The organism is Cellulomonas hominis (assembly GCF_901521055.1).
Classification (GTDB): domain Bacteria; phylum Actinomycetota; class Actinomycetes; order Actinomycetales; family Cellulomonadaceae; genus Cellulomonas; species Cellulomonas endometrii.
On the sequence record NZ_CABEGA010000029.1, the window covers coordinates 171,428 to 183,227 of the forward strand.

11 protein-coding genes are annotated in these 11,800 nt (G+C 70.0%); 7 read left to right on the forward strand and 4 right to left on the reverse strand.

Translation table 11 applies throughout. The annotated features are described in order from the left end of the window. The first annotated feature begins 77 nt into the window (after window positions 1-77). From KJP73_RS08850 to KJP73_RS08880, 7 genes are all read left to right on the forward strand, one after another. Complete coding sequence (locus tag KJP73_RS08850; RefSeq protein WP_213282421.1) at window positions 78-1,115, forward strand: LacI family DNA-binding transcriptional regulator; 1,038 nt, start codon at window positions 78-80, stop codon at window positions 1,113-1,115. Between the two features lie 83 nt (window positions 1,116-1,198). Beyond that, window positions 1,199-2,494, forward strand: a complete 1,296-nt coding sequence (locus KJP73_RS08855) for a sugar ABC transporter substrate-binding protein (protein ID WP_249669232.1) — start codon at window positions 1,199-1,201, stop codon at window positions 2,492-2,494. Window positions 2,495-2,651: 157 nt separating this feature from the next. Further along, a complete protein-coding gene (locus tag KJP73_RS08860) occupies window positions 2,652-3,581 on the forward strand; it encodes a carbohydrate ABC transporter permease (protein WP_249669233.1) in 930 nt (309 codons plus the stop codon). Window position 3,582: 1 nt separating this feature from the next. Further along, complete coding sequence (locus tag KJP73_RS08865; protein WP_213282423.1) at window positions 3,583-4,548, forward strand: carbohydrate ABC transporter permease; 966 nt, start codon at window positions 3,583-3,585, stop codon at window positions 4,546-4,548. 1 nt (window position 4,549) lies between these two features. After that, on the forward strand, window positions 4,550-5,929 hold the full coding sequence (locus KJP73_RS08870; RefSeq protein WP_213282424.1) for a glycoside hydrolase family 32 protein: 1,380 nt from the start codon (window positions 4,550-4,552) through the stop codon (window positions 5,927-5,929). Window positions 5,930-5,979: 50 nt separating this feature from the next. Continuing rightward, window positions 5,980-6,918 (forward strand): carbohydrate kinase family protein, encoded by a 939-nt coding sequence (locus KJP73_RS08875; protein ID WP_213282425.1) that lies wholly within the window; start codon window positions 5,980-5,982, stop codon window positions 6,916-6,918. A 104-nt stretch (window positions 6,919-7,022) separates the two neighbouring features. Beyond that, window positions 7,023-7,460 carry a hypothetical protein gene (locus KJP73_RS08880; protein WP_213282426.1) on the forward strand — a complete coding sequence of 146 codons (438 nt, stop codon included), beginning with the start codon at window positions 7,023-7,025 and terminating at the stop codon, window positions 7,458-7,460. Between the two features lie 14 nt (window positions 7,461-7,474). Here the strand turns inward: KJP73_RS08880 and KJP73_RS08885 are convergent, their stop codons facing one another. From KJP73_RS08885 to KJP73_RS08895, 4 genes are all read right to left on the reverse strand, one after another. Then, on the reverse strand, window positions 7,475-7,639 hold the full coding sequence (locus KJP73_RS08885) for a hypothetical protein (protein ID WP_213282427.1): 165 nt from the start codon (window positions 7,637-7,639) through the stop codon (window positions 7,475-7,477). 638 nt (window positions 7,640-8,277) lie between these two features. Next, complete coding sequence (locus tag KJP73_RS08890) at window positions 8,278-10,023, reverse strand: ABC-three component system protein (protein ID WP_213282428.1); 1,746 nt, start codon at window positions 10,021-10,023, stop codon at window positions 8,278-8,280. Then, window positions 10,013-10,264 (reverse strand): ABC-three component system middle component 6, encoded by a 252-nt coding sequence (locus KJP73_RS19710; protein ID WP_433995160.1) that lies wholly within the window; start codon window positions 10,262-10,264, stop codon window positions 10,013-10,015. Before KJP73_RS19710 ends, KJP73_RS08890 begins: the two co-directional genes overlap by 11 nt. Further along, a complete protein-coding gene (locus KJP73_RS08895) occupies window positions 10,248-11,195 on the reverse strand; it encodes an ABC-three component system protein (RefSeq protein ID WP_213282429.1) in 948 nt (315 codons plus the stop codon). Before KJP73_RS08895 ends, KJP73_RS19710 begins: the two co-directional genes overlap by 17 nt. Window positions 11,196-11,800 lie beyond the last annotated feature (605 nt).

Genomic DNA, 11,800 nt, shown 5'->3' on the forward strand with positions numbered 1-11,800 from the left:
CCTGTGCGCCATCGTTCTGCCACGACGCTGACAAAACGGTTTGGCAGCGATTCCCACGACGAGGTGAGGAGGCAGCCGTGGCGCCACGCGTGAGCATCCGCGACGTCGCGACGCGCGCCGGCGTCTCCCCCACCACCGTCTCCCACGTGCTCAACCGCACCCCCGGGACCCGCACCTCGGCCACGACGCAGGAGCGCGTCCGGCGCGCCGCCACCGAGCTCGGCTACTCCGCCAACGCCGTGGCACGCACACTGCGGACCCGCCGGTCCAACTCCGTCGGGTTCGTCGGCGACGAGATCGCCACCACCCCGTACGCCGGACAGCTGATCGCCGGGGCGCAGGAGGTCGTGCGCACGCACGACGGCGTGCTCCTCGTGACGAACACGGAGTACGACGCCGACCTGGAGGCCCGCGAGGTCCGCGAGCTCCTCGACCGCGAGGTCGACGGCGTGCTCTACGCCGCCATGTACCACCGCCTGGTCCGGGTCCCCGAGGCGCTCGACGGCGTCCCCGTCGTCGTGCTCAACGCCGAGGCCGTCGGCGGCACCCACTCCTGGGTGACGCCGGACGAGGTCGCCGGCGGACTCGACGCGGCGGAGGCCCTGCTGGGGGCGGGACACCGGCGCCTGGCCATGCTCAACAACGCCGACGACATCCCCGCCGCGAAGGGCCGCCCGGAGGGGTTCCTGGCCGCGTGCCGGCAGGCCGGCCTCCCGGGCGCGGACGTGTCCGTGATCGTGAGCGAGCAGACGTACGACGCGGCCCACCGCGCGGCGCTCGACGTCCTGGGCCGACCGGACCGGCCCACGGGCCTGTTCTGCTTCAACGACCGGATGGCCATGGGGGCCTACCGCGCGGCGCACGAGCTCGGCCTCCGCATCGGCCGGGACGTGTCGGTCGTCGGGTTCGACGACATGCAGATCATCACCGAGGCCGTCGACCCGCCGCTGACCTCCGTCGCGCTCCCGCACCGCGCGATGGGCGCCTGGGCGGCCGAGCAGCTCTACCTGCAGATCTCCGCGCTCGACGAGGGCCACGAGCCCGAGCCGCGCTCGGTCCGGCTCCGCGGCCCGGTGGTGCACCGGGCCTCCGTCGGAACGCCGCCCCGGGAATGAGCCCGGGGCGGCGCCCCGGTGACGCGTTGCAGCGCGTCACCTCCACCAGATGTGCGACATCCAGTGATCCGGAGGACCATCCTGTGTCTCTTCACACCGTCCGGCGCCTCGCAGCCGCCAGCCTAACCGTCGGCGCCATCGCCGCCCTGACCGCCTGCTCCGGCGGCTCGACCGGTTCCGGGGGCAGCGGCCCCGCCACCATCACGCTGTGGACCCACAACGGCGGCAACGACGCCGAGCTCGCGGTGAACCAGCAGATCGTCGACGACTTCAACGCCAGCCAGACCGACTACGAGGTCGAGCTGGAGTCGTTCCCGCAGACCTCGTACAACGACGCCGTCGTCGCCGCCGCGTCGTCCAAGAAGCTGCCGTGCGTGCTGGACATCGACTCGCCCAACGTGCCGAACTGGGCGTGGGCGGGCTACATCCAGCCGCTCGGGCTCGACGACGCCGAGTTCGAGGGCCAGCTGCCGAGCACGGTCGGGGAGGTCGACGGCGAGGTCTACTCGTTCGGCCACTACGACGTCGCGCTCGCCTACTTCACGCGGGCATCCGCACTGGAGGCGGTCGGCGCGCGCATCCCCACGACCGAGGACCCCTGGACCCAGGAGGAGCTCGACGACGTCCTGGCCAAGCTGAAGGCGACGGGCCAGTACGACTACCCGCTCGACCTCGGCACCGGCGGCACCGGCGAGTGGATCACCTACGCGTACTCGCCGTTCCTGCAGTCGGCGGGCGGCGACCTGATCGACCGCGACGGGTACACGACGGCCTCCGGGGCCCTCGACGGGGAGGCGGCGCTGGACTGGGCCGCCTGGATGCAGGGGCTGGTCTCCGACGGGTACATCTCGGCGAAGTCCGGCGAGGACGCCACGGTCGACTTCGTCAACGGCACGTCCGCGATCCTCTACAGCGGCTCGTGGGCGTACGACTCCGTCCGGGAGGCGTTCGGCGAGGACGCGATCGTCATCCCCCCGGTGGACCTGGGCGAGGGGCCGAAGATCGGCGGCGGCTCGTGGCAGTGGGCGATGAGCTCGCAGTGCGAGGAGGTCGAGGGTGCGCGCGCGTACCTCGAGTTCAGCCACCAGACCGAGTACGTCGTCGCGCTGGCCGACGCCACGGGCACCATCCCGGCGACCGACGAGGCCGCGGCGGAGCTGCAGGACTACGCCCCGGGCGGGGACAAGGAGGTCTTCCGGACCTTCGCCCAGGACTACGCCGTCGTCCGGCCCGCGACCCCCGCGTACCCGTACATCACGTCGGTCTTCCAGAAGGCGACCCAGGACATCCTGTCCGGCGGGGACGCCGCGTCGATCCTCGACAAGGCCGTCTCCGACATCGACAACGACATCGCCCAGAACGGCGACTACGCCTTCTGACGGCACCCGGCCGGCGCCCCCCGGGCCCTGCCACCGGCGACCCCGCCGCACGCGGGGTCCGGCCGGGGCGCCGGCACCAGCCGCCGCACGGCTTCCCTCACCGACCTGCGTCCTGGGCGACCTGCGCCCCGACGCGTCCCACGCGAAAGGTTCCTCCATGGCCATCGCCAGCGGATCCGCCCGCCTGCGCCCCCGGCCCCGCGCCGAGGGCCGGGCCACCCGCGGCCACGAGGCGCGCACCGCGATGTGGATGGTGGCGCCCGCCACCCTTCTCCTGCTCGTGTTCCTCGTCGTCCCGGTCGTCCTGACGTTCGTCCTGGCGTTCACCAACGCCCGGCTCATCTCGCCGCGCCCCGCCGAGTTCATCGGCCTGCACAACTTCAGCACCCTGTGGGGCGACCCCACGTTCTGGGCGTCGCTGCGCAACACGTTCCTGTTCGGGCTGGTGGTCGTCCCCGTGCAGGCGGGGCTCGCGCTGGTCCTGGCGCTGCTGGTCAACGCGAAGGTCCGGGGCACGAACTTCTTCCGGACGCTGTACTTCGTCCCCGTCGTGACGTCCATGGTCGTGGTGTCGCTGCTGTGGCGGTTCCTGTACCAGAAGGACGGGCTGCTCAACGCGCTCATCGCGGTCGTCCACCCCTCGTACCAGCCGATCGACTGGCTCAACGACACGCGGACCGCGCTGCCCGCGATCATCGTCATGTCCATCTGGCAGGCCGTCGGCTTCCACATGATCATCTGGCTCTCGGGCCTGCAGACGATCCCCGGCGAGCTGTACGAGGCCGGCGACCTGGACGGCGCCACCGGGTGGAAGCGGTTCCGGTACATCACCTGGCCGGGCCTGGCGGCGACCCGCACGTTCATCCTCATCACCATCACGATCGCCGCGTTCAGCCTCTTCACGCAGGTCAACGTCATGACGCAGGGCGGCCCCCTCGACTCGACGACCACCGTCGTCTACATGGCGGTGCGGACCGGGTACCAGCAGCTGTCGACCGGCTACGCGTCCGCGATCTCCCTCGTCTTCTTCGTGCTGGTGCTGCTCGTCTCGGGCATCCAGCGGTTCCTCACCCGTGAGAAGGACTGACATGACCACCGTCACGCCGCACCCGGGCACGTCGCGGCCCGACCGGACCACCCCGCCCGCCCCGGCGACGGAACCGCCTCGCCACGGCCGCGCCTCGGGTCGCCGCCGCCGTTCCTGGCTGACCCAGACCGGGCGGGTGCTGCTGGGAGTCGTGTTCGTCGGCCCCCTGCTGTTCCTGTTCGTGTCGTCCCTGAAGCCGGACCTGCAGATCTTCGCGGACCTCGGCAGCTGGCGGGCGTTCCTCCCGGTCGGCGACGTCTCGCTCGACAACTACACCGCCGTGTTCGACCGGGTCCCGTTCCCGCGACTGCTGCTGAACTCGATCGGCATCTCCGCCGTGACCGTCGTGCTCGGTCTGGTGATCAACTCGCTCGCCGCGTTCGGGCTGGCGCGGCTGCGGTGGCGCGGAAAGCAGATCGTCCTCACGCTGATCATCGCGACGCTGATCGTGCCGTTCGAGACCCTGGCGCTGCCGCTGGTCTGGTGGGTGAACAAGCTGCCGAGCCTCCGGATGGAGGGCTTCCAGCTCGAGCTCACGCAGGGCTGGCTCGACACGTACCAGGTGCAGATCATCCCGTTCGTCGCGAACGCCTTCTCGATCTACCTCTTCTACCAGTACTTCACGTCGATCCCCACGGAGCTGGACGAGGCGGCACGGATGGACGGCGCCGGCTGGTTCCGCATCTACCGGACCGTGGTGATGCCCCTGTCCGGGCCCGCGGTCGCCACCGTCGCGATCCTCACGTTCCTGCCCGCGTGGAACTCGTACCTGTGGCCGCTGATGGTCGTGCAGTCCGAGGAGCTGCGTCCCGTGATGATCGGGATCCAGTACTTCTTCCAGCTGAACGTGTCGTGGGGCCAGATCATGGCCTACGCGTCGATGATCACCCTGCCCGTCCTGGCGCTGTTCCTCGCGTTCCAGAAGGCGTTCATCGGGTCCATCGCCTCCTCGGGGGTGAAGGGCTGACATGACCGCCGACGCGACGACCACCACGACCGGCACGACCGCCACGACCCCGCACCTGCGCCCCGCCTGGCACTTCACCACGGCGGACCGCTGGCTCAACGACCCGAACGGCCTCGTCTTCGCCGACGGCGTCTACCACCTGTTCTTCCAGACGAACCCGCACGGTCCCACCTGGGGGGACATCTCCTGGGGGCACGCCACCTCGACCGACCTCGTCACCTGGACCGAGCACCCGATCGCGATCCCCGAGCAGGACGGCGAGATGGTCTTCTCCGGCTCGGCCGTGCTGGACCGCGAGGACACCGCGGGCTTCGGACCGGGGGCGATGGTCGCCGTCTGGACCGCCGCGCGCGACGCCACCGCCGGCCGCCCGGCGTCGCAGGCCCAGGCGCTCGCCTACTCCCGCGACGGGGGCCGGACGTTCACCCGCTACGCGGGCAACCCCGTGCTCGACATCGGGTCGACCGAGTTCCGGGACCCGTACGTCTTCCGGCACGACGACCACTGGGTGATGGCCGTGGTCGAGGCCGACCGGTACCGCGTCGCCCTCTACACCTCGCCCGACCTGCGCGACTGGACGCTGGCCTCCCACGTCGGACCGGTCGGCGCCGTCGACGGGATCTGGGAGTGCCCGGCGCTGTTCACCGTGCCGGTGCACGGCGGCGCCCCGGACGAGCGCGCGTGGGTGCTGCTCGTCTCGCTGAACCCCGGCGGCGCGACCGGCGGGTCCGGCATGCAGTACCTCGTCGGGGACTTCGACGGGTACCGCTTCACACCCGCCACCGCCCCAGGGCGGGCCCCGCGCTGGGTCGACCACGGCCACGACTACTACGCGGCCGTCGCCTGGGGGGACGCCCCCGACGCGCGCGCCCTCACCATCGGGTGGGCCTCCTCGTGGGCGTACGCGAGGCACGTGCCGACCGGCCCGTGGCGGTCCTCGATGACGCTCGCGCGCGAGCTGGGACTCATCCGCGCCGACGGCGAGCTCGTGCTCGTGCAGCACCCCGTCCTGCCGGCAGGCGTGTCCCCGCTGCCGCTCGGGCCGGCGGCCGGGGCCGTCCCGTGCTCGGGCCCGACGGTCGTGGACGTCACCCTGCCCCGTGCCGGCCGGCTCACGGTCGTGGCCGAGGACGGGCGGCCCACCCTCACCCTCACCCTCGACGACGCCGGCCTCACCGCGACCCGCCCGGCACCCGCGGGCGACCTCGGGCCGCACTTCGCCGCACCCGCGCACGCGCCGCTGCCGGGGCGGGCGGCCGTGGACCTGCGCGTGGTCGTCGACGGGGACGTGGTGGAGGTGTTCACCGCCGACGGCCGGATCACGTTCTGCGAGCTCGTCCTGCCGGACACGCCGCTCGCGCAGCTCCGGCTCACGACCTGACCGGGCACCCCCGCACCGTGCCTCCCACCGCGTCCCCGAGGTCCTCCGTCATGCCGTCCGCACCCCCGCCCGCCACCCGCACCCTCGTCGTCGGGGAGTCCGTCGCGGACGTGGTGCAGCCCCTCCAGGGGGCCGCCACCACGCACCCCGGCGGCAGTCCCGCCAACGTCGCGTACGGGCTCGCCCGCCTGGGGCACCCCGTCACCCTGCTCACCGAGCTCGGGCACGACCCGCACGGGGCGCTCCTGCGCGAGCACCTCGCCTCGGCGGGCGTCGACGTGCTGGTGCAGCCGTCCTCCACCCCACGCCGCACGCCGACGGCCACGGCGCGGCTGGGCGCGGACGGTGCCGCGACCTACGAGTTCGCCATCAACTGGACGCTCGACGCGACACCGCTGCCCCCGGGGACCAGGCACGTGCACGCCGGCTCGATCGCGGCGTACCTCGCGCCGGGAGCGGACGCCGTCGCCGAGCTGCTCACCACAGCCCGTGCGGACGCCACGGTGAGCTTCGACCCCAACATCCGCCCCGGGCTGCTGGTCGACCACGCCGACGCCGTCGTCCGGACCGCCCGGCTCGTCGCCGCGGCCGACGTCATCAAGGCCAGCGACGAGGACCTCGCGTGGCTGTACCCGGGCGAGGACCCGCTCGCCGTCGCCCGGCGGTGGTCCGGCGCGGGCGCCGGCCTGGTCGTGGTCACGCACGGCGCCGACGGTGCCGTGGCCGTGGCCGGTGGCCGCACCCTGCGGGTCGCGCCGGTCGCGGTCCGGGTCGCGGACACCGTCGGAGCAGGCGACGCGTTCATGGCCGCGCTGCTCCACGGCCTGCACATGCGCGACGTCCTGGGGCCGGGACCCGCACGCGACCGCCTGCACGCGGCGGGGGCCGACGCCCTCGGGGACGTCCTGGCGACAGCCGCCCGTGCGGCGGCCGTGACGGTCAGCCGGGCGGGCGCGAACCCACCGACGCTCGCCGAGCTGGAGGCGTGAGCGGCAGGGTCTTGTGCTGTGGCGGACCCGCTCAGCTCGTTCGTCGTGGAGGTCTGAGCACGCCGGTGCGGGCGTCCCGGCGCCGATCGCGCATGATGAGCCGCATGGGCCTGATCAACGACTACTTCGCCGCGCCGTCCGACGAGTCCGCCGCCGAGGTCGTCGACCACGACGGCGGCCCGGCGTCCCCGACCGTCCCCGGCGGCCGCATCGACTCGATCGTCGTGCTGGGCACGGTCACCGCTCTGCTGACCGGCCGCACCTTCGACGAGGTGCTCGCCGCGGGCGACCGGCGTGACCCGGTGGCGATGCAGCACGACGGGACGGAGCTGGTGCTGCGGGTCGACGACGTCGTCGTGGACGCCCTCACCGGCGCGGACGACGACGCGCTCGCTGCGGCGGCCGTCCCCTGGTCGCGGACCGAGGAGCTCGCCGGGGTGTCGGACCCGGAGGAGCTGGCGGACTTCTTGCGGGAGCTGGCCGGGCTCGCGCGGGACGCGCGTGCGCGCGGCGGGGCGCTGTACTGCTGGGTGTGCGTCTGACCGTCGGCGTCGGCCTAGGAGCCGGTGTCGCGTGGTTCCGAGGGCGGCCTCGCGCCGTCGACCAGCACCGCGATGCCGTCGGGCAGCCGCGCCAGGCCGAACTCGAACGCCCGGCGTGGTTCGTACGCCGCCTGCAGCGCCTCGCCCGCGACCGGCCCCACGCGCGTCGTGACGGGCACCACTCCGGGTCGTAGGGCCCAGCCGGCGCTCGCGACGGCCTCCAGCCGCGCGCGCCAGTCCTCGGCGGCCGGGCGTACAGCGACGGGAACGCCGGGGCGACAATCAGGTCCAGCAGCTCGGCCTTGGCGGGGACGTACGTGTACAGCTCGCGTTCTGTGAGCAGCAGCAGCCTCGACGTGCAGCGTAGATTTCGCAGACACGCCGCTAGACCTTGCGTGATCGCAGGCGTGTCGCCGTGGCTGCGAAAGTAGCTCGCACACCCACGCAGCCGGCGGAGCGCACCGTCGACGGCCGTCCCACTACGGTAACGGCTCGCCCATCTCCGCGAGGAAGGCCGCTGCGAGGTCCATCCACTCCTGCGGATCGCACCCTCCACCCAGATCTCGAAGTACTCCTCCGGGGTCAGACCCGTCGGTGCGGTGTTCAGCGACGGCGGTCGTAGCCACCGAACGGTGAAGTGATCTTCACGGCGAACAGGATGTCCCGCGCCTGCGACGTGCGACCGTCGGCGGAGCCACCCAGCCAAAACCTGCGGAACACCTTGGTGTTCCTCCCCGGCGCGCAGCTGACACCCGCCGCGGCCCCAGCACTCCGCCGATCCCACCGCTGACCGCCGGCTGGCATCCCCCATGCGTCGTCAGTTGAACCGAAAGCCGAAGAGCCCGCCCTCGTCCGTTTCGTCCGTAAGCCTCGTCGACATGATGTAAGGCTCGGCGTCGAATGCTCCATCGCTCTGCGCTTCGACAAGGTCGATGAAGTCCGAGTTGAGAGTCACGACGTACTGGAACCCGTGCTGCTCGGCCAGCCGAGCACCGATATTCAGGCACGACGCAATTTGCCGACCGTCGATCGAGTCGAAGAGGTGGCTGTCATGGACAAGAATCCGGGGAGCTCGATCATTCTTGATCGCAGAGACCAAGCAGACCATGTCGAAAATAAACGTCTCGACGTTCTTCACACCCATGCTGGCATCACCCGACAGGTAGGGCGTGACCTTGAGGATGCCCTTGTCTGTCGGCTCAATCAGCAAGCTTGCCTCGCGATCGGTGTAGATCTCCGCGCCCAGTTCTCCGAAGAGTGCAATGGGTGCATCCAGCGACTCGGAGCGCTCGCGCAGCTCTGCTCGAACGGACGTCACCAGTTCGGCAGTCTTCAACTTCACTTGATCGCCGATCTGGCTGACGCGTGCCGCTGCCTCGACGCGACGCTCAAGATCCGCGACATCGGCCTCGAGTCCGGCGAGGTCGCGCTGGACGGCAAGGAAGGTGTCGAGCGCGACGGTCTCGGCCAAGAGTCGCAGCACTTCAGATCGCTCGCTGTCGAGAGCGGATCGCTCGCTGTCTATCTCCACGAGGCGGGCCTCTACAGCGTCAAGTTCCTGCTGCAGGAAGACGCGCCGGTTCCTCACGACAGACCGATGGAAATCGGCGACCTCCTCGTAGCGTCGCGTGACGAGGTCGGGAAGCACGACGCCGAGCTCGGTGTAGACCCGTGCGAGCTTCATGCGGAGCTCCGCTTCGTCAGCAGGGTCGACCTCATCACGCAGTGCTTCCCGGAGTTCCCGTAGTCGCCGCTGGAGCGCAATGCCCTCGTCATTGAGCTTCTGGATTGAAGCGGTCAGTTCGTCTGCGCGGCGCTGATGGTCCGCGTACTGCTCGTCGACTCTGTATGAGCTGATGGAGTTTTGGGCGGCGTCGCGCCGGTGCCGTGCCGACGCGAGTCGCGCACGCAGTTTCGCCTCATCGAGTGCTAGATGGGGTAGTGCTCCTTCCTTGACGGCCTTCCGGATCGCCTTGCCCTGCTTTGCTAACTGCTCGACCTCGCCAGACTTGGCAAGGATCTCAGATGACAGACCGAGGAGGTGTCCGATCCGAACACCCGATTCCCAGTCGGGCTCCGTCGCGTGAACCTTTGTGGGGTGGGCAAAGAGGTTGCGGATTGCCTGCCCCCAGAGCTGTCCAGGCGTAGGCCGGTTCACGCCCTCGGGGATCTCGAATAGGTGCTTCGCCTGCAGCGCCTTCCAGTCGTCAACGTGGAGCGACTGACGGTCGGTGACGACAGACCAGCCATCCACGTCGACCCGTGTCTGCGGGGAGACGGCTCGTGTCACCGTGACGGTGTCCACGCCCACGCCCCCTGCGGCAGGAAGCTCGAGGACCGCAGTGAACTTGTGCTCCGCCAGCTCAGGCACCTTCAACTCCTTGGGCAGGTCGCCACCCAGGAGATATCGGAGCACCTTGACTGAACTCGTCTTGCCGATGCTGTTGCGGCTGTCGCCCTGTTCTGAAGACTCTGTCCGATCAGCAACCAGGATATTGAGACCGTCACGGAACCGCAGTGTCTTGAAGCGCCGGTCGGAGGAGCTGAGCGAGTTAATGAACACTGGCCCTCCTCAGGTGCCCAGCTGCGGTCCACTGGACCAGGTCGATAGCGAAGAGTGAGGCAAGGGCGAGGGAGAACCAGTCGAAGGTGATCCTGTCGCCGTCGTTTACTGAGTCCGATCGGGATGAGTACTGCTCCCACAGGGCTGACACGGACTTCGGAGTACGGAGCAGCTCAAGCAGTTCGGACCCGATTGTCATCAACGCGCGCTCAGTTGAGACGCCTTTAGTCGGCAGGAGCATTGGAACCTCCGGCTCCAGCGGGCGGCATTTCGAAGATGTGGCACGAGTCGAAGAAATAGGCAACCACGGCGTATGTGGCGTTCGCGCGCTTACGGTCCATGCGGAAGTTTGGGCCCGCTACCGCGACATAGATCCGCTCCAGGATCTCGCCTGGGTCGGTGACAACCCGTCGTGCGTCGCGGTAGATCTCTCGGAAGCGTTCGGCGTGCTCGTCAGACGCCGCGGGGTCCGCGGACTCCGCGTACCAACGGTCGATCCGGGGTGCCATCGTGCGACCGGAGTTGAACTCCAGGCGCGCGTCCTCTGGGATCTCGTTGAAGTCCATCTTCGTCGGAGGCACAGGAAGGATCGCCGTTGTGACATCGTCGGCGTCCGAAGGGTCGCCCAGCGCCTCGAGAAGGGGAACCAGGTCCGCGAGCTCAAGGTCGGCGATCCCAGGCGCGCCGGGGAACAACTCGTCAAGGACTTCGATGGGCAGCCCTGCGATTGCTTCGCGCCAAAGGACATCGGCCGTCCAGATGCGCAGGGTAAGCGGCCGGGCGGAGCCCGGACCGTGCTGTCTCTGAAGCGAGATAAGCGCCTGAGTGGCTTGGGGACCAACGGGTGCGTTCGTCACGAAACGCCACGTGTCAAAGTCCGGCCAGGAACCCCTGGCTCGTGTGAAGTCGGCCTCGAGCTTGCTGCGGAGCTCGCCTTCCGCGTTTCGGCCTGGCCGCTGCCCGTAGCACGCGTAGAGCACGCTGCCGGACTCCGCGAGGCCATCAGCCCCCCCATCACCAAGACGCCCTGTCGGGGCCGGGTTCATGAAGTCGTCGTGGAACCGCGCGAGGACGCGCGTGACGTACGCCTCGAACTCCGTCCCGGAGGAGATACACGCCTCCTTGTGGCGGAAGTGGTACCACTCGCGCCAGTTGGCGGTGAGCAGCACCATCGTGAGCTCCTCCTTCTGGTCACAGGCCGCGTTGCTCCGCAGCGTATCGGCTGGCAGCGCCTGGTCCTGCATCCGCCCCCCGAGTGGCGAAGATGATCTGGCGCCGGCGCACTGGACCGGGACCTGGATCGCCCCCTTCCAACCCGACTAGCGGACGGTCGCCCTCATGCCCACTGGCGTGAGGGCGCTCATCAGCGATCAGATGCGCATCGTCTTGCCGCACTTGCCGCGGTTGATGAGACCGTGCTTGGTGACCCGCGTACCGATGAACTTGGGTGGCAGTACGGACGGGTGATCGTCGGAACGGTGGCCATCGCGGCTCCTTCGACAACCGCGCTGTGGCGGCGTCCCCGCCGACCCGATCGGGCCGACAGCGCGAAGGTATCTGCCGCCGCCGACACGACTGGCGATGGCAACCGTGTCACCACGAACGCAAAGCCACCAGGTGGTCGCCTCAATCACCGGTGGGGGGACATGGGTGGTCGGGGCGGCCCACCAATACTCCACTCTGACCGGAACGACCCGGTCCGGCCGTCCGAGATCTCGAACATGAACCCCCATTCGGGCGCTTCAGCCGGAAGGCCCTCGGGGCACGCGTGTCGTCG